Genomic DNA, 23,418 nt, shown 5'->3' on the forward strand with positions numbered 1-23,418 from the left:
GATTGCGGATTCTTTCAGCGATTCATGCGGCACTCAACCGAGCATACAACCGGCACAGCCTGGCCGGAAGCGTACGGGGATCGTCCACGATGTCGAAATGGCCCCAGCCGAAGATCCTGCGCACATAGGCGTGCCCGTGCGGATCGACCGCCAGGCCGTGCACGTGGACGCCTTCGTCGCGAGCCTCGTGTACCGCCGCGCGTGCATCCTCGACAAGGTAGCCGGGCTCGTGGACGTCGACGTCCGATGGCGCACCATCCGTCACGAGCAGCACGATGTGGTTGTCCGAAGGCTCGTCGGCGAAGGCGCGCACCGCATGGCGCACTGCGGCCCCCATCCGTGTCGAATGGCGACCCGGCGCGCAGGCGATCATGGCCTCGGCCATCTCGTCAAGTGGCGAGCCGAACTCGAGCAACCGGTAATTGCTGACCTCGGTACGCGTATTCGTTGAAAAGCCGTGGATCGCGATCCGGTCCGGACCTTGGGCGACCGCCCGCGCGAGCAGCAAGGCGGCCTGCTTTTCGATGTCGAGGAGGCTGGGACCTGCGGCATCGAGCCTGTCGTTGGTGGATTCCGAGAGATCCAGCAGCACCAGCACGCTGCTTGTGCGCTCCTGGTTGGCGCACCGGATGAACAGCCGTGGGTCGGTGGCCATGCGCGCCCGCTGCGCCACCATCACCTCGATGGCCGCGTTGAGATCGAGATCGTCGCCTTCCCACTGCCGACGCAGACGATGGGCACGGCTGAACCGGTGGGCGCGCACGAGGCGCAATGCCTGTCCGGCGCCCGTCATGGCCTGGCTTCCAGGGCCGCCGTCCACTGTCCTCCAAGATGGCAGCTTGTCGATGACCGTGCACCAGTCGCTGCGCATGATCGCCGGGCGATGGTCCCACTCGGGGTAGGCATGGCGGCCCAGTTCGATCTCGTGGGCTCCTGGTGCATCGGGGGGCGGGTCGGCATCGTCCCCCTTCGGGCGCTGCCCGCGCGGTGCCGCCGGCGGGTCCTGCAGTTCGATTTCCAGAGACTGTGCGGTTTCGCTCTCGAAGGCCCACAGGAAGGTGTTGTCGTCGCGGTAGGCGGCCGGCACCCGGTACAGCTCGGCCCTGAAGGGCACCCGCATCTGGCCCAGGTCGTTCGCGAGCACGGATCCGATGTGCCTGAACGCAGCGTAGTCGTCCAGTTGAATCGATGCCTGCGACTCGAAGAGACTCCGCGCCTTGTTGACCCAGTAGTTGTCGTCCTGGTAGCTCGGGTCGATGAGCGCGAGGTTCATTCGCGAAATGAGCGCCGAAAAGCTCAGGGCACCTGGTTGTAGCGCATGGGCAAGCGCATCCGCGAACCATCTGCGCATGCCCGGATAGTCGCGCAGCAACAGGCGCTCCACGCGCGCGTCCTCGATCGCCGAGATGACCGCCATGCTCATCGGCTTGAGCTTGCCCGCAGGGCGACCTGGCGTCGAATGAAGCAGGTGGGCCGCCGCGTGTGCGGCCGCGGCACGGTAGAGGTGGTAGCGGTCCGCACCGTCCAGCGCGGTGTAGTCGTTGGGCAGCAGCAGGTGAGTCGGCGTCAGCGTGGGACGAAGGGGCGCTGCGTAAAGATGGTCGCGGTCGCGTGCATGGATCGCAATCGGGCGCTCGGTGAGTCCCTCCAGCAGCCATGCAAGTGCAGTCGCGACACCCTGCGCACCACCCTCGGCGATCTCCCGATCCAGCGACTTGACGGCATGAGCGTCCGCCAGCGCGAGGTAGGCGCGCAGACGCGAGCGGTCGCCGACATGCGTGCGCAGCCCGGTAACGATCCACCGACCCAGTGCCTCGACCGACGCGCGTGCGAGGAGCAATGCGAGCTTGCTCGCCAACGCGACCGCGCATGCCGGATCGTCTTCGTGCAAGGCATGCAGCCAACTCAGCAGCTGCTTGCGCCGCCCCTCGCTCGGCGACTCACGCGAGGACACCAGTGCGCGATCCACCATCGCGGTCAGATCCAGGACGCCGGCGGATGTCATCGGGCCCTCTCCCGTTCAGTCGAAGTGTGCTTCGACGAAGCCCTGCAGGGCTTTCGCCATGTCGGGGTCATCGGTCAGGGCCCGCGTCATCGTCATCTCGCAACTCTGGCGTGGACTGACGCCCGAGCCGATCAACCGCCCCGCATAGATCAGCATGCGCGTCGAGATCCCTTCGTCGAGCCCGCGGTGCTTCAACGCCCGCGACCGATGCGCAATGCTCACGAGCATGCGCGCCGTCTCCAGTGGAAGCGCGGCCTCCTGCGCCACGATGGCGCTTTCGACCTCGGCGTCCGGGTAGTCGAACTCCAACGCGGCGAAACGCTGCCGCGTCGAATGCTTCATGTCCTTGCTGCGGCTCTGATAGCCGGGGTTGTACGACACGACGAGCTGAAAGTCGGGATGCGCGTGAACCACCTCGCCTTTCTTGTCGAGCGCGAGCATGCGCCTCGCATCGGTCAGCGGGTGGATCACGACCGTCGTGTCCTGCCGTGCCTCGACCACTTCGTCGAGGTAGCAGATGCCGCCATGGCGAACCGCCATCGTCAACGGCCCGTCGTGCCACGCCGTGCCTTCGGCATCCAGCAAGTAGCGTCCGACCAGGTCGGACGCCGTCATGTCCTCGTTGCACGCAAGCGTGACGAGAGGCCGGTCGAGCTTCCACGCCATGTACTCGATGAAGCGGGTCTTGCCGCAACCCGTCGGGCCCTTCAGGAGCATGGGCATGCGATGGACGTAGGCTTGCTCGTAAAGCGCGATTTCGTCGCCTGCCGGCATGTAGAAGGGCTTTGCGCGCAGCCTGTAGCTGTCGATGGAGGTTGACACGGTTTTCCTTGGATTGGCAGGGGCGCAGGTTGATCGCCAGCGCCCCGCGGAGCCGGTGGATTCAGCGGTGTTTCGCCGCCTCGTTCGGGATGCCCTCGATCGGGCACTCGGGTGTTCCGGGTGTCGACCGGGTGAGTCCCTCGACCATCTTGCGGGTGCCTTCGGGATCGTTGATCCACTTGCCGTAGAACTCGTACGGGCACGCGGCCACGCCGGCTGCGCTCTCGCCGGAATTGATCTTGCCGGTGTAGCCGCGATGGACCAGCTTGTAGAGGAAGTTGTTCGACTGCTGGTTCTTGCGCGCATCGCGAATGGCACTCACCGACATCTCGGCGTACTGGATGCCCATTTCTTCGGTACCGCAATCGCCCAGGCTGCGGCCGTCGAAGCCGATCAAGGCTGAATGCCCGAAGTACGAGTACACGCCATCGAAGCCGGTCGCATTGGCGACGGCCACGTACACATTGTTCATCCACGCCATGGTGCGCGCGACCATGATCTGCTGTTCCTTGGCAGGGTACATGTAGCCCTGGCAACGCACCACGAGTTCGGCGCCGCGCATCGCGCAGTCGCGCCAGATCTCGGGGAAGTTCCCGTCGTCGCAGATGATCAGGCTGACCTTCATGCCCTTGGGACCGTCGGACACGTAGGTGCAGTCGCCGGGGTACCAGCCTTCGATCGGCGTCCACGGCATGATCTTGCGGTACTTCTGGACGATCTCGCCCCGGTTGTTCATCAGGATCAGCGTGTTGTAGGGCGCCTTGTTCGGGTGCTCTTCATGGCGCTCGCCGGTCAGCGAGAACACGCCCCAGACGTTGGCGCGGCGGCAGGCGTCGGCGAAGATCTCGGTCTCGTCGCCCGGAATGGTGGACGCCGTTTCGTACATTTCCTTCGGGTCGTACATGATCCCGTGCGTCGAATACTCGGGAAAGATCACCAGGTCCATGCCCGGCAGGCCCTGTTTCATGCCGACGACCATCTCGCCGATCTTGCGGGCGTTGGCGAGCACCTCGCCCCTCGTGTGCAGGCGTGGCATCTTGTAGTTGACGACGGCGACGCCGACACAATCGTTGCTGCTTCCAATATCTCCGTGTCGCATGACAAACTCCTGGTGGTTGAGGTGAAAGAAGGGGGTGAGAGAGGACGGGGGTCAGATGGTCAGGAAGGACTTGACCTTGTCCTGGTCCAGTTGGGCGCGCGCTTCCTCATGGACGATGCGCCCGCGGTCGATGACCAGGAATCGGTCGGCCAGGTCGAGCGCGAAGCTCAGCACCTGCTCGGACACCACGATCGCGATCTGCCGCTCGACGCGCAGCAGGTTCAGGATGCGAGCGATGTCCTTGATGATCGAGGGCTGGATGCCCTCGGTGGGTTCGTCCAGGATCAGCACCTTGGGGTTGGTGACGAGCGCACGGGCAATGGCCAGCATCTGCTGCTGGCCGCCCGACAGGTTGCCGCCGCGGCGCGATTTCATCTCGGCCAGCACCGGGAAGAAGCGGTAGATGTACTCCGGCACCGTGAGCTGGGGATGCCTGAGGCCGACGAGGATGTTCTCCTCGACGGTGAGCTGCGAGAAGATCATTCGTCCCTGCGGCACGAATGCCAGGCCCTTGAGGACCCGCTGGTGGCTGGGGCTGCCTGCGAGCTCTTGCGACTCGACGCGGATGCTGCCCGAACGGGATGGGAGCATGCCGATCAAGGACTTGAGCAAGGTGGTCTTGCCCATTCCGTTGCGTCCCATGATGGCCACCGACTCGCGATTGCCTACGCAGAAGGAAACATCGCGAATCGCCTGCGACTCGCCATGGAAGACGTTGAGATGGCTGACTTCCAGCATGTCCGCTCCTTCAGTGCCCGAGGTAGACGTCGATGACGCGGGGGTCCGCCTGCACCTGCGCTGCGCTGCCTTCGCTGAGAAGCCGCCCCTGATGCAGCACGGTGACCTTGCTCGCGATGCGCTTGACGAAATCCATGTCGTGCTCGATCACGATCACGGACTTGCCGCGCGAGATGCGACGCAGCAGGTCGCCGGTCTGCTCCCGTTCGCGCGGGCTCATGCCCGCGACAGGCTCGTCGAGCAGCAGCAGCTCGGGCGCCTGGATCAGGAGCATGCCGATCTCGAGCCACTGCTTCTGACCATGGCTCAACCGGCCCGCCCTCTGATGCAGCATGGAATGCAGGAACACCTCCTGCGCCACCGCGTGGATGCGGTCGAGCACGTGCTCCTTGCGGCGGAAGAAGATCGAGCCCAGCACGTCCTGCTTGCCGGGGATCGAGATCTCGAGGTTCTCCATCACCGTCAGGTCTTCGTAGACCGAGGGCGTCTGGAACTTGCGCCCGACGCCGGCACGCACGATCTCGTGCTCCGGCAAACCGACGAGTTCCTGGCCGTTGAAGCGCACGCTGCCGGAGCTGGGGCGCGTCTTGCCGCAGATCATGTCCAGCAGCGTGGTCTTGCCGGCCCCGTTCGGGCCGATGATCACCCGCAGCTCATCGCGGTGAATGGAGAGGCTCAGCGCATCGACTGCCTTGAAGCCGTCGAAGGAAACCGTGAGGTCCTCGACTTGCAGGATCTGCTCCATGGCGGATGAAGGGCAAGACACGGTGGCGTTCCCGGGATTGGAGGTGGACAGTGGCAGCACGACACTCATGGCATCACCTTTGCCGCGGCGCGGCCTGAGGCCAGGCGCTGTACGACGCCAGCCATCCCCAGCGGCATGAATGCCACGACCACGATGAAGAGCGCGCCGAGAAAGTACAGCCAGATCTCGGGGAAGGCCTCGGACAGGTACGATTTCAGGAAGCCCACCAGCAAGGCGCCAACGACCGCGCCCGGGATCGACAGGCGGCCCCCCACGGCCGCCAGGATCACCATCTCGATCGAGGCCACCACACCCACGGCGGTTGGCGAGATCAAGCCGACCTGGAGGCTGTAGAAGGCGCCACCGATGGACGACAGGAGGGCCGAGATCGCGAACACGAACGCCTTCATGTGGGCGGTGTTGTAGCCGCTGAAGCGCACGCGGTCCTCCTTATCCCGGATGGCGATCAGGACCTTCCCGAAGCGGCTTCGCAGGAGCGCCACGCAGCACAGCATCGCAACGCAGAGGACGGCCGCCTCGATGAGGTAGAGGGTCTGCTTGGCATCGTCGCTGACGATGTCCATGCCCAGCAGCGTGCGGAAGTCGGTGATGCCGTTGGCGCCGCCCGTGTCGCCCTGCTGTCCGACGATCAGCACCGTGCCGGTGAGCGCCAGCGAGAGTGTCACGATCGCGAAGTACACGCCGCCCACGCGCTTCTTGAAGATGGCGTAGGCGAAGAGGTAGGCCGCAACGGGCGCCACGGTGAGGATCAGCAGCAGCGTGACGGGGAAGCTGCGGAAAGGCTGCCACCACAGCGGGAGGTGCTCGACGCTGCTCCACACCATGAAGTCCGGCAGCTCCGGCGCCGAGGCTTCGAGCTTGAGGAACATGGCCATCATGTAGGCACCGGCGCCGAAGAACAGGCCCTGGCCGAGGCTCAGCACGCCGCCGTAGCCCCAGAGCAGCACGATGCCGAGCGCGACGAACGCAAAGGCCATGTACTTGCCCATCAGATTCAGGCGGAACGGATCGAGCACGGCAACCATGGCCATCAGCAGCGCGGCAACGAGAATCGTGGCGCGGGTGTCTGGGGCGCGTAGAAGGGATTTCATCGCTCAGCTCCTCGACCGCGTTGCGAACAGGCCGTTGGGCCGGAAGTAGAGGACCACGATCACGAGCAGGAGAATCGTGACGCGCGCCATCGACCCGCTCATGAGGTACTCCAGCGTGGTCTGCGACTGCGCGATCGCGAACCCTGACAGCGCCGTGCCGATGAGGCTTTGCACGCCGCCGAAGACCACGACGATGAACGAGTCCACGATGTAGAGCTGGCCGGTGCCCGGATTGGTCGAGCCGATCATCGTGAACACGCATCCCGCGATGCCGGCCAGCCCGGCGCCGAGTGCGAACGTCAGCGCGTCGAGGCGTTGGGTATCGATGCCCACGGCCTCGCTCATCGCGCGGTTCTGCGTTACGGCACGGACCTTGAGGCCCCAGCGCGTACGGTTCAGAAGCAGGTAGACGCCGACGGCGACCGCGATGGTGAGCCCGATGATGAATATCCGGCTGATCGGCAGCTGGATGCCCGCCACGGGCTCCCATGCGCCACTGAGCCACTGCGGCAGCGGCACGCTGACTTCCTGGGCACCGAAGATGGAGCGATAGGCCTGTTGGAGGATCAGGCTCAAGCCCCAGGTCGCCAGCAACGTGTCGAGCGGACGGCTGTAGAAGAATCTGACGAAGCCGCGCTCCAGCAGGTACCCGAATGCGAACGTGGCGGCGAATGCCAGCGCGATCGCGGCGAACAGGTACACCCCCATCCACTGCGGGGCGAATTTCGAGAACCCCATGGCCGTCAGATAGGTGACGTACGAGCCGAGCGCCATCAGCTCGCCGTGGGCCATGTTGATCACGCCCATCAGGCCGAAGACGATCGCCAGGCCAATGGCCATGAGGAGCAGGATCGTGAACAGGCTCACGCCGTTGAAGACCTGCATCACTGCAATGTCGAAGGTCATGGAAGACTCCGGTGTCTGGAGGTGTGTGCCGCGCCGCCGACTACAGCGTGGGGAAGGGGTTGGGCTCGACGAGGTTGGGCGACTCCCAGACGATGTCGAACTGGCCGTTCGGCAGCGCCTTGCCGACGCGCACCTTCTTCCAGACGTGCTGGTTCGTCGCGTGCACACGCACCTTGCCCTCCGGCGCATCGAGCTCGACGCTCGCACTTGCGGCCAGCACCTTCTCAGGGTCGAAGGACTTGGCCTTCTCGACCGCGAGCTTCCACAGGTAGACCGAGTTGTAGGCGACCTCCATCGGATCGCCGATGACGCGATCCTGTCCGTACTTGGACTTGAAGGCCTTGACGAACTTCTCGTTCGCGGGGTTCTTGATGCTCTGGAAGTACCCCATGCAGGCGTAGTAGCCGACGGCATTGTCCTTGCCGATTCCTTCGATCTCGTTCTCCGAGACGACGGTGGACAGGAGCGTCTGCTTGGTGCCGTCGAGCCCGGCTGCGCGCAGCTGCTTGTAGAACGCGACGTTCGATCCGCCGACGACGGTGCTGTAGATGCAATCGGGCTTGGCAGCCTTGATCTTGTTGATGATGGATGAGAACTCGGTATGCCCGAGCGGGGCGTACTCTTCACCCAGCACCTTGCCGCCCAGCTTGGCAATGGTCGGCTTGGCGATCTTGTTGCAGGTGCGCGGATAGATGTAGTCGGAGCCGACGAGAAAGATGGTCTTGCCTTTCTCGCGCACCAGCCACTCGACCGCGGCGACCACGGACTGCGTGGCCTCCTGCGAGGTGTACACCACGTGCTTGTCCTGCTCCTGGCCCTCGTAGTAGGTCGGGTAGAAGAGCAGGCCCTTCGCACGGCTGAGCGCCGGCAGCACCGCCTTGCGCGAAGCCGACGTGTAGCAGCCGACGATCGCGGCGACCTTGTCGCGCTCCAGGAGCTTGCGCGCCTTCTCGGCGAACACCGAGTTCTCGCTCGCGCCATCCTCCACCACCGCCTCGATCTTGCGGCCCATGACTCCGCCCGCGGCGTTGATCTCGTCGATCGCCATCTTCTCCGCATCCACCAGCGAGGCCTCGGCAATGGCGATGGTGCCCGAGAGCGAATGCAGCAGGCCGAGCTTCACGCCTTCCTGCGCATTGGCGGCTGCGGTGAACAGCGCGCTGCCCGAGGCAGCGCCAAGAACGAACATGGTGCCGCCGGTCTTGACCAGGTCGCGGCGATTCATTGGGCTCATCAGATCTCTCCTTCAAGGGTTGAGGTGCTTGGCTCTGACGGCTCCACCGCTGGCATCTCGCTCGATTTCTTGAGGCCGAGTTCACCCCTGGGCGCAACTGCGTCCATTTCGATGAAGTCGTTTCAGAAGCCGAAAAAGCAAAAGGGCCTGACCCGGGGGTTAACCGGTTCAGGCCCTGTTGCCTTGCACCTGACTGGCAACACTGGCAGTCGGTGCGAAATGATGAGCGACGAAGTTCTCGTCTGCGAAGAAATTTAGCACGCAGCCTGTCGGCGCGAATAGGGGTTTGCCATTACAAATCCTAGACGATCGGTCTATTTCGGCAGCTACCGTCGCCCATCGCCAGGGGTTCTGAAGGAGGCTGCGACCGCCCCTCTCCCTCACAAAAATAGCCGTCAGGAATCACGCGCCGGCTCGACGCTGCATGAAAGAGCTTGATTTACAGAGACAAGCGGTCTAATAATCTTGCCATGAGTTCCATCACTGTTCTGCCACGCAGGCGTGGCCGCCCCGCCAAGGATGCAGGCGACTATCGTGCGACGCGCGAGGCGCTTCTCAATGCCGGCGTCGCTGCATTGACGGAGAAGGGCTTCTCGGCGACCGGCATCGACGAGATCCTCAAGTCCGTAGGCGTTCCGAAGGGCTCCTTCTATCATTTCTTTGCCAACAAGGAAGCGTTCGGCGCGGAGCTCATCGCACGCTACGACGAGTACTTCGTCCGTAAGCTCGACAGGTTCTTGCTGGACGAGACCAAGTCTCCGCTCGACCGAATCGACGCCTTCTTCGCCGACGCCGAGCGTGGCATGAAGCGCTTCGGATTCCGTCGTGGCTGCCTGGTCGGTAACCTGGGCCAGGAGATGGGCACGCTGCCCGAAGCCTTTCGTTCCCAGCTGACCAACGTGCTGCTCGACTGGCAACGCCGCACGGCAGTGGTGCTCGAGCAGGCCAGGCGCGACGGAGAGATCGGCAAGGCAACGGACTGCGCGGAATGGGCGGCATTCCTCTGGACCGGTTGGGAAGGCGCGGTGCTCCGCGCCAAGCTCGAACGCAAGGCTGCACCACTCCAGATGTTCGCCAGGCTTTTTCGGCAAAGCATCGGGGCCTGACCGCCCTTTTTTTTGACCTTCAATAGACGATCGGTCTAATAATGATGAAGACAACGCTTCTTGAACTCGGAGATCGCGGAGGCGCGCCATGAGCGTGCACGCCTTCGACTACGTGGTCATCGGCGCGGGCACCGCGGGCTGCCTGCTCGCGAACCGCCTGAGTGCCGACAGCGAACGCAACGTCCTGCTGCTCGAGGCGGGCGGTCCGGACAGCTACCCTTGGATCCACATCCCGGTCGGCTATCTGTACTGCATCGACAACCCGCGCACCGACTGGCGCTTCCGCACCGAGGCATCAGCAGGACTCAACGGCCGGTCACTGCTGTATCCACGAGGAAAGACCCTGGGCGGGTGCTCGAGCATCAACGGAATGATCTACATGCGCGGCCAGGCCCGCGACTATGCGCGATGGGCAGAAGCCACCGGCGACGCTGCGTGGACCTGGGAGAACTGCCTGCCCGACTTCCGTGCACACGAGGACCACTACCGCCTCGATGCGTCGAGGCTTGCCTCATCCGATGACATGGCGGCCTTCAAGGCGCTCCATGGCTCCGGCGGGGAGTGGCGCATCGAGAAGCAGAGGCTGCGCTGGGACGTGCTCGATGCGTTCGCGCTTGCCGCACAGCAGGCCGGCATCCCGGCCACCGAGGATTTCAATGGCGGGGACAACCGCGGCGTCAGCTATTTCGAAGTGAACCAGCGTGGCGGATGGCGCTGGAACGCCTCCAAGGCGTTTCTTCGTCCCATTCGCAAGCAACGCAGGAACCTGACAGTCTGGACCGGGGCACAGGTTTGCCGCCTGCTGTTCGAGCAGGACGCCGATGGCGTTCGCGTGTGCCGGGGGGTCGAGCTCGTGCACGCTGGCGAGCGGCGCACCGTGAAGGCGACACGGGAGGTCGTCTTGAGCGCCGGCGCGGTCGGCACACCGCAGATCCTGCAGCTCTCCGGGATCGGTGATGCCGCCCTGCTCCAGTCGCACGGCGTGCCTGTGGTCGCGCACGTGCCGGGTGTCGGGCGCAACCTGCAGGACCACCTCCAGATACGGTCGGTCTACAAGGTGCACGGCGCAGCGACGCTCAACACCCAGGCGACTCGGCTCATCGGCAAGGCGAAGATCGCGCTCGAGTACGCATTGAAACGCAGCGGCCCGATGAGCATGGCTCCTTCGCAGCTGGGCATCTTCACGAAGAGCGACGCGTCGCGCGCTCACGCGAATATCCAGTACCACGTGCAGCCACTCAGCCTGGATGCCTTCGGGCAGCCCTTGCACGATTTCCCTGCGATCACGGCCAGCGTGTGCAACCTCAATCCGACGAGCCGAGGCAGCGTGAATATCCGAAGTGCCGACTTCGCGGATGCGCCGCGTATCGCACCCGACTACCTGAGCACCGAGGAAGACCGGCGGGTTGCCGCCGACTCGCTGCGCGTCACCCGGCGAATCGCAGCGCAACCCGCGATGGCCCGCTACAAGCCGGAAGAATTCAAGCCCGGGCCCCAATACGAAACCGACGAGCAGCTCGCCCGGCTCGCGGGCGACATCGGCACGACGATCTTTCACCCCGTCGGCACCGCAAAGATGGGAGCCGCCTCGGACCAGATGGCGGTGGTGGACAGCCATCTGCGCGTTCGCGGCTTCCGTGGCTTGCGTGTGGTCGATGCCAGCGTGATGCCGACCATCACCAGCGGCAATACCAACAGCCCCACGCTGATGATCGCCGAGAAGGCCTCGCGCTGGATCGCTGCCGGGCAATAGACCTCTACAGGAGACAACGACATGGAGACATCTACCTCCGACACCGGCCGCAAGGGGCCGCTCAACGGCATCACGGTGCTCGACTTCTCGCGCGTCCTGGCCGGGCCCTACTGCACGATGATCCTGGCCGATCTCGGTGCGCGCGTCATCAAGATCGAGAAGCTCGGCACCGGCGACGACACTCGCGCCTTCGGCCCCTTCGTGGAAAAGGAGTCGGCCTACTTCATGTGTTTCAACCGGGGCAAGGAAAGCATCGCGCTCGACCTCAAGAGCCCGCGCGACCGCGAACTGCTCGAGCGGATGCTCTTGCACGCCGACGTGGTCGTCGAGAACTTTCGACCGGGCGTGATGGACCGCCTGGGCTACGGCGCCGAGCGACTCGCCCGTACCCATCCACACATCGTGTACGCATCGATCTCCGGCTTCGGACACACAGGCCCTTTCAGCGACCTGCCGGGGTACGACATGGTCGTGCAGGCGATGGGCGGTGTCATGAGCCTGACCGGTTGGCCCGATGCGCCGCCTGCGCGCGTAGGGACGAGCTTCGGCGACCTGAGCGCCGCCCTGTTCGCGGCGGTCGGCATCGTGTCATCCCTCTACAAGCGCACGCACGATGCCCAAGGCATGCGGGTCGACATCGGCATGCTCGACTGCCAGGCTGCCCTGATGGAGACCGCCCTGGCGCGCTTCGATGTCGAGGGCAAGGTGCCGACCAGGACCGGCGACAGCCACCCTTCCCTGGCACCTTTCGAAACCTTCGCGGCGCGGGATGGCCGCTTCGTGATTGCCGCAGGGAACGATCAGCTCTTCATGCTCATGGCCGACGCGCTTGGCAGTCCGGCGCTTGCGCTCGACCCGCGCTTTCTCAGTAACGACCTGCGCTGCCGCAACCGGCCGGCGATGGTCGCCGCCATCGAGGCCATCACCGGCACGGAGGCCATCGAGCACTGGATCGATCGTCTCAACGAGGCCGGCGTTCCATGCGCGCCCATCAACACCATCGACCGGCTGTTCGGACATCCGCAATTGCTCGCTCGCAACATGATCATCCAGGTCCAGGGCAAGTCGGAGCGATCGGTGCGCACGGCCGGCAATCCCATCAAGCTCGGCGGATTCGAGGACATCGACGTGAACACCCCCATGCGTGCGCCAGGACTGGACGAACACCGCGAACGCATCCTCGCCGAGCTGATGTCGGGGACAGGCGACTACGCACCGGCCGAGCGTCCTGCAGATCTTCCGGCACGCGAGCTGCCCGCCTCCCTGACCGAAGCAGCCTGAGCCACGACTTACCGAACAAGGAGTAGACATGTCCGCCACAGCAACCAAGGCTTCACCCGTGTTGTCCCCACAGCCGTCCACCGCCAAGACGGACCGCCAACCCGCTGCGGGAAACACATCCCCTCGCGCATCGGGACCGGCGCTGTACGAAACAATCCTCGTGGAGCGCCGAGAGCGCGTCGGCCTGATCACACTCAACCGTCCGCGAAGCCTCAACGCGCTGAACACCGTGCTGTCTCACGAGGTGGTCGCGGCACTTCGCGCATTCGATGCAGATGCCAACGTTGGCGCCATCGTGATCGCCGGAAGCCCGCGTGCCTTTGCGGCAGGCGCGGACATTGCCGAGATGGCCGACAAGACCTTCGCCGAGCTCCAGGCGAACGACGTGTTCGCGGCCTGGCAGGGCGTGCAGGCGATCACCACGCCGATCATCGCCGCCGTCAGCGGCTATGCCCTTGGAGGAGGCTGCGAACTCGCGATGATGTGCGACTTCATCATCGCCGCCGACGACGCACACTTCGGCCAGCCGGAGATCAAGCTGGGCATCCTTCCGGGCATCGGTGGCACGCAGCGCCTGACGCGATCCGTCGGCAAGGCGCTGGCGATGGATCTGATCCTGACCGGCAGGAGCATCAACGCCGCGGAGGCGAAAGCGTCCGGCCTCGTTGCGCGCGTGGTGCCCGCCGCCGAGCTCCTGCAAACGGCGCTCGAGGCGGCGCACACCATCGCGGGCTACAACGCCCCCGCCGTCCGCATGGCGAAGGAAGCCGTGAATCGTGCACACGAAGTCTCGCTCGCCGAGGGCCTGCTCCACGAGCGGCGCCTGTTCCAGGCGGCGTTCGCCACGGACGGCCAGAAGGAGGGAATGCACGCATTCCTGAGCAAGCGCGCGCCGGTGTTTCGTCATCGCTGAATGCCGCATTCGAGGAGCAAGCATGTTCAAGGCACTGGTACTGGACAAGTCACCCGGGTTCGCCGCGGCGATTCGCGAGGTCGACGATGGGTTTCTACCTCCCGGCGACGTCACGATCGACGTCGACTACTCGACGCTCAACTACAAGGACGCCCTGGCAATCACCAACAGGTCGCCGGTCGTCCGTGAATGGCCCATGGTGGCCGGGGTAGACGGCGCGGGTACCGTACGGGAAAGCAGTCACCCAGCCTGGCGACCCGGCGACCGTGTGGTGCTCAACGGCTTTGGCGTCGGCGAGAGGCACAAGGGCTGCCTGGCGCAACGCGCACGCCTGAGCGGAGACTGGCTGGTACGCCTGCCGGAGACGTTCACGACCAGGCAGGCCATGGCGATCGGGACGGCGGGCTATACAGCGATGCTCTGCGTGATGGCACTCGAGCGCCATGGACTCGAGCCGGGAGACGGCGAGGTGCTGGTGACCGGCGCGACCGGCGGCGTCGGGTCGGTGGCGGTCGCCCTCCTGTCCGGGCTCGGCTACCGGGTCGTGGCAGCAACGGGGAAGAGCGCGGAGGCGCCCTACCTGGAGGCGCTGGGCGCCGCGATGGTAATAGACCGCGCCGAGCTCTCGGCCCCGGGCAAGCCGCTGCAGAAGGAGCGCTGGCGCGCGGTCGTCGATGCGGTGGGCAGCCACACGCTGGCCAACGCCTGCGCGCAGACTCGCTACGGCGGTGCCGTCGCTGCCTGTGGCCTTGCGCAGGGTGCGGACCTGCCCGCCACGGTGATGCCATTCATCCTGCGCGGCGTCGCGCTGCTCGGCGTGGACAGCGTGATGGCGCCGCTCGCACTGCGCAACGAAGCGTGGACACGGCTCGGGCGGGATCTCGATGCGTCGCGGCTCGAGACCATCACCCGCGAGATCACGCTGTCGGACGCCATCGATGCCGCCGAGGCATTGATGGCCGGCAGGATCAGGGGCCGCATCGTTGTTCGCACGGCGGACTGACTACGCCCGACCTGCCCAAACCGCCGGACGCCGGGCGGCCCAGGGCACCGACTGTTCGAGCTGCCCGGCCAGGCGCAGCAACAGGTCTTCGCGCGCAAAGCCGGCGGCGAACTGGATGCCGATGGGCAGGCCGTGGCCGGGCTCCACGGCCAGCGGCAAGGACATCGCGGGTGTTCCCGCCACGTTGGCCGGCGGTGTGAAGGAGGCATGCCGGAAGACGCGCGCCGTCCATTCCAGGCCACTCATGCGCTCGGCGCCCTCGCTGTAGGTCGCGAGCAGCCCCGGCAGCTGCGGGAGCGTGGGCGTCATCAGCACGTCCATCTTCACGAACCATTCACCGACCGCGCGCGCGACGGTATTGCGCACTTCGAGCGCAGCGGCGAAGTCGACAGCGCTCGCGCTGCGGCCATAGCGATAGTTCGCGAGCGTAGAAGGCTCGAGGGTCGTCGCATCGACGGGGCGGCCGGTTGCGGCGGCAAGCCCATCGATCCAGCGCACCAGCGTGGCGCACCAGATCTGCGCATTGGCATGGACGAAGGCTTCCCACGACACGCCAAGCGCCGGCGTGGCCTCTTCGACGTGATGACCGAGCGACTGCAGGTGACGCGCCGCGTCGCGCGTGGCCTGCGCAACGGGCTGCGACGTTGGCTCGCCGTTCCACGCGTGGACCATCAGCCCGATGCGCAGCCTGCCAGGGTCGCGCCCCACCTCCGACAGGAAATTGTCCGCGGGCGGCGCGGTGTAGTACGGATCGCCCGCCGAGTAGCCCTGCACCGCATCCATCAGTGCGGCGCTGTCGCGCACCGTGCGGCTGACGCCGAGTTGCACTCCGAGGCCCGCGAAGACCTCATCGAGCGCAGGGCCGTTGGACGTGCGGCCGCGCGTGGGCTTGAGGCCGACCAGACCGTTGCAGGCAGCAGGCACGCGGATCGAGCCCGCTGCATCCGTTGCATGCGCCATCGGTACCACGCCCGCCGCCACGGCTGCGCCGGAGCCACCACTGGAGCCGCCCGCGCTGACGCGGGTGTCCCAGGGGTTGCCGGTCGCTCCCTGCAATGCGGACTCTGTCTCCGTACTGAAGGCCATTTCGGGCGTGGTCGTGCGGCCGATGGTGACCAGGCCGGCCCGCCTGAAATGGCTCATGAGACTCGAGTCACCCGATGCGACAACACCCTGAGCCAGACGGCTGCCGAGTTCGTTCGTCCTGCCCGCCATCTGGATGGCGAGATCCTTGATCAGAAACGGCACGCCCGCGAGCGGGCCGCCGGTCGGCAGCGTAGCCAGATCCGATTCTTCAGGCGCCCAGTGCTCGATCACGGCATTGATTCGAGGGTTCACGGCATCAGCTGCGGACCTTGCGAGCGCAGCAAGTTCTACCGGCCGGATTTCGCCGGCAGCGACGAGTTGTCCCAGGCCGACGGCGTCATAAGCCGTGTATTCGCTCAGGTTCATGGTGTTTCTCCAGAGGTGGGACACCGAAGATAGGGAAGGCCAGCCGTTTTGATTAGCCCACCCAGATGGCAAGAACTGGCCCACGGATGGGACAATGCCGGACTTGTGAGCCCTCGAACGGACGTTGAACATGGCAAGAGATATGAACGACACGCTCGTGTTCATCCGGGTGGTACAGGAGGGCAGCTTCACCGCCGCGGCGCGCGCACTGCAGGTCCCCAAGACCACGGTCAGCCGACGCGTCTACGAGCTGGAGAAGTACATGGGGGCGCAGTTGCTCCGGCGCACCACGCGCAAGCTGAGCCTGACTGAAGCGGGAGCGATCTATTTCGAACAATGTCGTTCCATCGCCAGCACACTCGAGGCCGCCGAGGGTGCCGTGCACCAACTGCGCGACGGCCCGCGCGGGTGGCTGCGCGTGACCATGCCCTATTCGTTCGGCGTGAGCTGGTTCGCGCCGCTCCTGCCCGGATTCCGCGCGAGCTACCCCGACGTGAGGCTGGAGATCGTCGCCTCACACGCAACACTCGACCTGGTCGACGATGAGATCGACATTGCACTGCGCCTCGGCGAGCTGCCGGACTCCAGCCTCGTGGCGCGGCGACTCGCGAGCTTTCCTTCCGGCACCTTCGCAAGCCCTGCATACCTTCGCCGCGCGGGACCACCAGAGACGCCTGAAGCCCTCCGCGGCCATCCGACACTGGCGCTGCATCAGGCCCGTCGCGACGTCGGCTATGTGTGGCCGTTGCGAAAGGGCAGTGGCAAACCCCGCGGCTACCTGATCGACCCGGTCGTTGTGGCAAGCGATCCGGCGCTGCTCTATGACGCCTTGTGCCAAGGGGAAGGCATTTCACTGGCCATGGAGCAGAGCATGGCGACGGATGTCAAGGCGCGCCGCTTGGTGCGCGTGCTGCCACAATGGGTCGGCCCGCCGCAGGATCTCAATGCGCTTTCTTCCCGGGAGCGGATGCCGTCTCCGAAAGTGCAGGCATTCATCTCCTATCTCAAGCAAAGACTCAGCTTCGATCGCGTCTGAGTGGGGTGCGGCTCGTTGCCTTGCATACCGCGCCTGGCAGATGGCAACCCACACACAAGCCCATGCCGCGGGGCCGCCTGGCTGACTACTTCGTTTTCGTGGACTCGCTCGTCCGCGTCGCCTCGGCCCATCCGCCAAACGAGCCGGTCGTGTAGCCGTTCGTTCCGACAAAGGATTCGCCGAACATTTCGGTGCGAAAGCTGTAGCTTTCCTTGAGACCTGGCAGTTCCGTTCTGGAAGTGCCCTCCGTCGTGGTGTGAACGGTTCCGTCTGGATTGCCGGTCAGGTCGATGACAACGGTCGAGGCGTTGAAGCTGCTGCAATCCGCGGAAGACGGATTGAGCGTGGCACTGACGGTAATTCGTCCGTTTCCTGGATTGAGAGACGCTGCATTGGCGTACGCAGGTCCCCGACAAGTGACGTAGCTCAGCGTCGTCGAGGACGTGCGGTAGCTGCTCGACACCACGCCCTGGGTGACTCCATCGAGATCCTCATAGATCCAGACGGAAAATTCGCTGCAATTCCCTGCGGCATCGCACGAACCGCCTTGGGCTTGGAGCTGTGTTCTCCTCAGTCTTGTGGCATCGGAGGGGGCGCCCGATGCGAACGGCGCCGCGCCGATCGCCAAGGCCAAGATGGACGCCGCGGCGACAAGGCGAATGCGCATGTTCGACTCCTAGGGGTTGCTCACCTCGAGCAGTGTGGCACTTCACCTTTCGCTGGGCTTGATATGGATCAAGCCGTTTCGCGCACGGGCGCCTCGCTTCGCGCTCGACCAATGTTCAATCACGTCATGTTGGCAGCAACGGCATCGAACGCTTCAGTACATGGTCGACCGGTGCGCGGCGACCCCGGCCATGGCGCCGTCCGCGACCGCCAGGGCCACGTTGCCAGCCGCCCGTGCGGCATCGCCACAGGCGAGGACGTTCGGCACAGAGGTCTGCTGCATGGCATCCACTTGAATGAAAGCCCCCATCGGGCCTTGGGCCAGCGCACAACCCAGCTGGGCTGCGATGGAGCTGCCGATGTGGCTGCGCGGCTGGGTGAAAAGGCCATTCATGGACAGCGTCCGACCATCGGCCAGCACCACGTCCGCCCTGCCTTCGATCCGCACGATGCGCGCGGCCTCCACCTGCGTACCGCGACGCGCGAAGGCGGCCAGGTCTTCGTCGGATGGGCGGTAGGCATCGTTGAGGAACAGGGTGGGCGTTCCCCAGTCGGGCAGCATCATGGCCTGGTGTTGCGCCATCTCAGAGGCCGCGATGATGCCGATGGGCCCGGCTTCCAACTCATAGCCATGGCAATAGGGGCAGTGGAAGATGCTGCGGCCCCAGCGCTCGGCCAGGCCCGCGACTGCCGGCAGCTCGTCGCGCACGCCGGTAGCCAACACCAGCCGCGCCGCCTCCACCGTGCGTTCGCCCACGCGAAACTCGAAGTGTCCGCCTTCGCGCTGTCGGGCGTCCTCCGCCATGCCCTCCATCCATCGCACCGTGGGATAGCGCAGCAGCTGCCGCCGGGCTTCCGCAGCGATGGCGCCGGGTGCCACCCCGTCGCGGGACAGGAACCCGTGCGACGTGCCGCCGGCCTCGTCGACGAAACGGTTGCGGCGCAGCCCGGCGTCCACCACCGTGACGTCCCGGCGAGCCCGAGCGAGCTGCAGGGCGGCGGACAGACCTGCATAGCTGCCGCCGATGACGGCGAATTCAGTCTTGACCATGGTGGTCCTCCAGACGATGGGTGATGGACGCGCCCGCCGGGCGGTGCGTCTTGAGGCGGCGCTCGAAACCCTTCAACAGCTCGGCCAGCGTGATGCCTTCCAGGCGCTTCAGCAGGGAGGCCTCGGCCTGCTGCACGGCGGTCTGCAGCGATTCGTTGACCACCTGCGCAACCAGGCACTCCGGCCGGTCCTCCCGGAACCCGAGCGACACCAGCGCGGGCGCGCCCAGCGCCATGTGCACATCGCGCAGCGTGACGCTTTCCACCGGCGCGGACATGACCCAGCCCCCGCCGTGCCCTTTCCCGGATGAGACGAGGCCCGCCTCACGCAGGCCGACCATCAGCCGGCGCAGCACTACAGGGTTGGTGCTCATCGCGGAGGCGAGCGCCTCGGAGGTGAGTGGAGCGTCGGCTTGCGCCAGGTGCAGGATGACGTGCAAGACGTCGGAAAGCTGACTGCTTGATTTCATGCAACTATTGTAGTTGCATAAAATGACCCGGCGCTCGGCAATGCCATCCGCCCTGCCCTGCCCACGACCTTCACGCACGCTGGCGGCTGCCGATCACTCCGGCAGGCCGCATTCGACGAGGCCGCGGCAGAAGCGCGACCCCTGGTCCGGGTCCTGGAACGGCCACCTTCTCAGGTCGCGCAGCCGAAATTCGGGGCATGCCGCCCGCAGGCTGTGGGCCGCTCGCCGCGCCAGGTCGAACTGCCCCGCGTGCCACGCGGCCGTGGTGAGAAGCAGAAGGTACCGAGGGACGTTGCGCTCGCGTTGGTCGGCACGCTGAGCCCATTCGACGGCATCGTCGTATCGCTGGAGAACGAAATATCCGAGCGCCACGCTCTGCATGAACCATGCGTTGGCGGGGAAGCGAGGATTGGCTTCGGCCGCCTTCAGGCAATGCGCAACACCTGCTGCAGCATCTCCTGAAAAGATCATCGCGGCGCCTAGAAGGTCCATCGCCATGATGTAGGTTGCGTTCAGCTCGAGACTCCGCTTGGCCTCGCGAATGGCCGAGGCAGTATCACGCTCGCCATAAAGGTGGAAGGTTCCGAGAATCGAATGGCCGAAATCGCTTCGCTCGTTCAGGTCGATGGCCCTGCGCGCGAGACGGCGGCAGTCGGCGGCCTCTTCGGCGGACATCTCCTTGTAGCCGCAAATCACCTGCGTCATCGCGCCAGCCGCGCGGATGCTCAGCGCCATGAAGTTGTCAGGACTCCTGCCGATCACCCGATCAATCAGCTCCCTGGAGCGCCGCCATTCGGCGGGCCTGGAGCACAGGAGGATATGACCTGCCTGCGAGAGCAGCTCCTCGTCGCTGAGTTCTTCGGGCGCATGGCACGCAGCCATCTCGGTTTCACGCGCATGGATCTCGTAGCGCACGGCCGTCGAGGCGCGCAGGGCAAGATCGTCGATCGCCTGGAATACATCGGCCGATGTGGAGTCGAAGCGCTGCGACCAGAATTCCTTTGTCGTGTGCTGATCGAGCAGATGGACAGTGGCCCGAACCCGGCCTGCGGCGTTCTGGACTCTTCCTCTTACCGCGTAGTCGGCCATCTCGGCGGAGGTGACCACGGTAAGGCCGGTCAGCTTTGCCAGCGCAGACGCTATTTCCTCGGTGGCAGCGGTGGCAAGCACTTGACCTTGTGCGTCGTCGCCGAGCGATTCGAGCCCAAACAACATCACGCTCGGCTTGGCATCCGGGCTTCTCGACCTGCGGGTCGGGGGCGCGGCCCGAGGCGGCGGCACGCCCGTGCCTTCGGTGTGGATGCGAAATGCCCGAACGGGGTACGGTATGTTCTTGACCGATTGCTCGCCCAGGTCTTCGAATGTCGCCTGGAGTCGATTGCGCACCGCCTCCTGGGTCATTCCCGAGATGGTCAGGCCACCCGGATGGGCCAGCCCTTCCAGCCGCGCAGCGATATTCACGCCATCACCGTAGATCGTGCCGTCGGCCTTTTCAATCACATCGCCCAGATGCACGCCGATTCGAAATCGCATCCGGCGATCGTCGGGAGTCTGCTCGATCGACGCGTTGAGCGTCTTCTGTATCTCGAGTGCAGCCGTCACTGCGCCGATGGCCGTCTCGAACATGGCGAGCACCGAATCCCCGGCCATGTCGATCACGCGGCCTTGGTGGGATTCGATCTGGGCCTTGAAGACGCTGCGCCCGGCATCGAGCGCGGCGATGGTGCGACGCTCATCTCCTGCCATGAGCCGGGAATAGCCCGACACGTCCGCAACCAATATGGCTGCCAGGCGCTGCCGAATGCCGGTGTCGTCCATTGCCTGCCCCCGATGGGTTAGAGAGCAGGATCGTAGACCTCAACCGGCGGCGGCGCCATATGGAGGCGTCGACGAGAAGCTCTTGCTTGAGAGTCGTTGAGCGGCGCGGGCCAGCCGATGGCTGCAGGGTCTGCTCACATCATGCCGAGAAGCGCCTTCGATACTCGCCAAGGCTCACCCCGAGCCGACGCCCGAACGCGCGTCGAAACCCGTCGACGTTCGCATAGCCCACCGCGGCGGCCAATCGCTTGGCCGGCAGGTCCGACTGCTCCGCCAGGCGGCGGGCTGCGTCGATCCGCGCGTGCTCGACGAAGGCCGCGGGCGTCGTGCCGGTCTCGCTGCGGAAGATCCGCGCGAAGCTGCGTTGGCTCATGCCGGCGCGCGAAGCCAGGGCAGGTATCGACAGGTCGTCGGTCAGTCTCGCAAGGACATACTCCTGCACCGCGCGCACGCTGGAACGCTCGGAGGTCTGCGCGGCCAGGTGCGCGCTGAACTGGCTCTGCCCGCCCGGGCGCTTGAGGAACATCACCAACTGGCGCGCCACCTGCAACGCGAGTTCGCGCCCATGGTCCTCCTCCACCATCGCAAGGGCGAGGTCCATGCCGGCAGTCACCCCGGCGGACGTGAACAGCTTGCCGTCCTTCACGTAGATGGCGTCCACTTCCACGCAGGTACCCGGATAGGCCGCAGCGAGTCGGGCGACGGCATTCCAGTGGGTCGCCACGCGCTTGCCCTGCAGGAGTCCCGAGGCGGCCAGGACGAAAGCGCCGGTGCACACCGAGCCATAGCGCCGCACGCTGCGGGACTGGCGCCGCAGCCAGCCTTGCAACTGCGCATCGCTCGCCATGTCTTCGATGTCGGGGCTTCCCGCGACCAGCAAGGTGTCGATGCGCGCGCGGTGCGTCGCCACCGTCGCGTCGACGGCCAGGCGCAACCCGCTGCTGCTTCGGAGCATGCCTTCGTTGGTGCCGATCACCTGCACTTGGTAGGCGCGCGGGTTGCCGAGCTGGCGCGATGCCTCGGCGAAGACGTCGGCGGGTCCGGCAACATCCAGCAGTTGGAAGCGCGGAAACGCGAGGATGGCGATGCGCATGGCTGACTTGGCCCGATGATTGGCAGAAAACGCCGGCGCTTGGCAGCGGCAATGAGGAGAGCTTGGCAGAAACTATCAAGTCCTGCAAATACTGCCAACCGAACCGCCGTGCAAAGTCCCGCTCTCAGCCCATCTTCCTCGCCCTCGGGCCTTCGCAGCGAAGGCTCCGTGAAGAACCTGCCGGTCAACCTGTTCGCCTCGGTCATGGGCCTGGCCGGACTGGCGCTGGCCTGGCGGCTCGCACACGACAGCCTCGGCGCGACGGCTTTGGTCGGCGAAGCCATTGGCGTGTTCGCACTGGGCGTGTTCGCGCTGATCTCGCTGGGGTATCTGACCAAGCTCGTGAAGCATCCCGAGGCGGTGTACGCGGAGTTTCACCACCCGGTGGCGGGCAGCTTCTTCGGCACCATCGCGATCTCGATCCTGTTGCTGTCTGCCGTTGTCGCGCCTTATGCGGCGGCCGCTGCGCCGGCCATCTGGACGATCGGCGTGGTGGCAACCCTCGCGCTGAGCTTCATCGCCGTCTCGCGCTTGCTCAAAGGCCAGGTCGATGCATCGCACGCCGTGCCCGCGTGGATTGTTCCGTGCGTGGCCACGCTGGACATCCCCGTCACGGGGCAACACATGTCCATGGCCTGGGCTTCGGAAATCAACCTGATGGCTTGCGCCGTCGGCGCCGTGATGGCGCTCGTGATCCTCGTGATGATCATCAGCCGGCTCGTGCATCGCGACCCGCTTGCGGCCGCCATGACACCGTCGCTCATGATTCTGGTCGCGCCATTCGCGGTAGGCTTCATCGCCTACACGAATGTCGTTGGCGGCATCGATCGGTTCGCTGCACTGCTCCTGTATTTCGGGTTGTTCATGTTCGCCGTGGTCGCACCGAAGGTGTTCCGGCCGAGCGTGAGCTTTTCTCCGTCCTGGTGGGCGATCGGCTTCCCGATGGCAGCGCTGGCCAACGCGGCGCTCAGGTACTCCGCGTTCCGGGACAGCGGCCCGCTGTGGTGGCTCGCGGTCGGGCTGTTGGGTGCGCTGAGTCTTGCCATGGCGGTGCTCACCGTCCGAACCATCCACATCGCGCTGAACGGCAAGCTTTTCACATGAGGCCCGGCAGGA

Annotated in this window: 21 protein-coding genes; 7 read left to right on the plus strand and 14 right to left on the minus strand. The window is 65.4% G+C overall.

Features of this window, described 5'->3' with window-relative positions; all coding sequences use genetic code 11:
• Positions 1–22: 22 nt before the first annotated feature.
• From E5P3_RS30075 to urtA, 8 genes are all read right to left on the minus strand, one after another.
• On the minus strand, positions 23–2,005 hold the full coding sequence (locus E5P3_RS30075) for a nitric oxide reductase activation protein NorD (protein ID WP_232073383.1): 1,983 nt from the start codon (positions 2,003–2,005) through the stop codon (positions 23–25).
• Between the two features lie 15 nt (positions 2,006–2,020).
• Complete coding sequence (locus tag E5P3_RS30080; protein ID WP_162589940.1) at positions 2,021–2,779, minus strand: CbbQ/NirQ/NorQ/GpvN family protein; 759 nt, start codon at positions 2,777–2,779, stop codon at positions 2,021–2,023.
• 109 nt (positions 2,780–2,888) lie between these two features.
• Entirely contained in the window at positions 2,889–3,926 is a 1,038-nt protein-coding gene (locus E5P3_RS30085; RefSeq protein ID WP_162589306.1) for an aliphatic amidase, read from the minus strand.
• 51 nt (positions 3,927–3,977) lie between these two features.
• Positions 3,978–4,664: an urea ABC transporter ATP-binding subunit UrtE gene (gene urtE, locus E5P3_RS30090; protein WP_162589307.1), complete on the minus strand. Its 687-nt coding sequence runs from the start codon at positions 4,662–4,664 to the stop codon at positions 3,978–3,980.
• Positions 4,665–4,674: 10 nt separating this feature from the next.
• The gene (gene urtD, locus E5P3_RS30095) at positions 4,675–5,409 is read right to left on the minus strand and encodes an urea ABC transporter ATP-binding protein UrtD (protein ID WP_162589941.1); all 735 of its coding nucleotides are present in this window, start codon (positions 5,407–5,409) and stop codon (positions 4,675–4,677) included.
• Positions 5,410–5,474: 65 nt separating this feature from the next.
• Complete coding sequence (gene urtC, locus E5P3_RS30100) at positions 5,475–6,521, minus strand: urea ABC transporter permease subunit UrtC (protein ID WP_162589308.1); 1,047 nt, start codon at positions 6,519–6,521, stop codon at positions 5,475–5,477.
• A 3-nt stretch (positions 6,522–6,524) separates the two neighbouring features.
• Positions 6,525–7,427, minus strand: a complete 903-nt coding sequence (urtB, locus tag E5P3_RS30105) for an urea ABC transporter permease subunit UrtB (protein WP_162589309.1) — start codon at positions 7,425–7,427, stop codon at positions 6,525–6,527.
• 40 nt (positions 7,428–7,467) lie between these two features.
• On the minus strand, positions 7,468–8,661 hold the full coding sequence (gene urtA / locus E5P3_RS30110) for an urea ABC transporter substrate-binding protein (protein WP_162589310.1): 1,194 nt from the start codon (positions 8,659–8,661) through the stop codon (positions 7,468–7,470).
• A 470-nt stretch (positions 8,662–9,131) separates the two neighbouring features.
• Between urtA and acuR the strand changes: the two genes are divergently transcribed.
• The 5 genes from acuR (at position 9,132) to acuI (ending at position 14,717) form a co-directional block, all read left to right on the plus strand.
• On the plus strand, positions 9,132–9,767 hold the full coding sequence (gene acuR / locus E5P3_RS30115; protein ID WP_162589311.1) for an acrylate utilization transcriptional regulator AcuR: 636 nt from the start codon (positions 9,132–9,134) through the stop codon (positions 9,765–9,767).
• An 88-nt stretch (positions 9,768–9,855) separates the two neighbouring features.
• The gene (locus E5P3_RS30120) at positions 9,856–11,520 is read left to right on the plus strand and encodes a GMC family oxidoreductase (protein ID WP_162589312.1); all 1,665 of its coding nucleotides are present in this window, start codon (positions 9,856–9,858) and stop codon (positions 11,518–11,520) included.
• A gap of 21 nt (positions 11,521–11,541) precedes the next feature.
• Entirely contained in the window at positions 11,542–12,801 is a 1,260-nt protein-coding gene (locus E5P3_RS30125; protein ID WP_162589313.1) for a CaiB/BaiF CoA transferase family protein, read from the plus strand.
• Between the two features lie 28 nt (positions 12,802–12,829).
• Positions 12,830–13,714 carry an enoyl-CoA hydratase gene (locus E5P3_RS30130; RefSeq protein ID WP_162589314.1) on the plus strand — a complete coding sequence of 295 codons (885 nt, stop codon included), beginning with the start codon at positions 12,830–12,832 and terminating at the stop codon, positions 13,712–13,714.
• A 22-nt stretch (positions 13,715–13,736) separates the two neighbouring features.
• Positions 13,737–14,717 carry an acrylyl-CoA reductase (NADPH) gene (acuI, locus tag E5P3_RS30135; protein ID WP_162589315.1) on the plus strand — a complete coding sequence of 327 codons (981 nt, stop codon included), beginning with the start codon at positions 13,737–13,739 and terminating at the stop codon, positions 14,715–14,717.
• On the opposite strand, the gene E5P3_RS30140 is transcribed toward acuI, so the two are convergent.
• Entirely contained in the window at positions 14,718–16,169 is a 1,452-nt protein-coding gene (locus E5P3_RS30140; protein ID WP_162589316.1) for an amidase, read from the minus strand.
• A 142-nt stretch (positions 16,170–16,311) separates the two neighbouring features.
• On the opposite strand from E5P3_RS30140, the gene E5P3_RS30145 reads away from it, so the two are divergent.
• Positions 16,312–17,205, plus strand: coding sequence for a LysR family transcriptional regulator (locus tag E5P3_RS30145; RefSeq protein WP_332107399.1), 894 nt, complete (start codon positions 16,312–16,314; stop codon positions 17,203–17,205).
• An 85-nt stretch (positions 17,206–17,290) separates the two neighbouring features.
• Here the strand turns inward: E5P3_RS30145 and E5P3_RS30150 are convergent, their stop codons facing one another.
• From E5P3_RS30150 to E5P3_RS30170, 5 genes are all read right to left on the minus strand, one after another.
• Entirely contained in the window at positions 17,291–17,872 is a 582-nt protein-coding gene (locus tag E5P3_RS30150) for a hypothetical protein (RefSeq protein WP_162589318.1), read from the minus strand.
• 153 nt (positions 17,873–18,025) lie between these two features.
• Positions 18,026–18,922, minus strand: coding sequence for an NAD(P)/FAD-dependent oxidoreductase (locus E5P3_RS30155; RefSeq protein WP_162589319.1), 897 nt, complete (start codon positions 18,920–18,922; stop codon positions 18,026–18,028).
• Positions 18,909–19,391 carry an Rrf2 family transcriptional regulator gene (locus E5P3_RS30160; protein WP_162589320.1) on the minus strand — a complete coding sequence of 161 codons (483 nt, stop codon included), beginning with the start codon at positions 19,389–19,391 and terminating at the stop codon, positions 18,909–18,911. The genes E5P3_RS30155 and E5P3_RS30160 overlap by 14 nt, the downstream gene beginning before the upstream one ends.
• 93 nt (positions 19,392–19,484) lie before the next feature.
• Entirely contained in the window at positions 19,485–21,209 is a 1,725-nt protein-coding gene (locus E5P3_RS30165; protein ID WP_162589321.1) for an adenylate/guanylate cyclase domain-containing protein, read from the minus strand.
• A gap of 139 nt (positions 21,210–21,348) precedes the next feature.
• Positions 21,349–22,302, minus strand: a complete 954-nt coding sequence (locus E5P3_RS30170; protein WP_162589322.1) for a GlxA family transcriptional regulator — start codon at positions 22,300–22,302, stop codon at positions 21,349–21,351.
• Positions 22,303–22,410: 108 nt separating this feature from the next.
• On the opposite strand from E5P3_RS30170, the gene E5P3_RS30175 reads away from it, so the two are divergent.
• Complete coding sequence (locus tag E5P3_RS30175; protein WP_232073385.1) at positions 22,411–23,406, plus strand: SLAC1 anion channel family protein; 996 nt, start codon at positions 22,411–22,413, stop codon at positions 23,404–23,406.
• Positions 23,407–23,418 lie beyond the last annotated feature (12 nt).

The organism is Variovorax sp. RA8, from assembly GCF_901827175.1.
In the GTDB taxonomy this organism is placed as follows: Bacteria; Pseudomonadota; Gammaproteobacteria; order Burkholderiales; family Burkholderiaceae_C; genus Variovorax.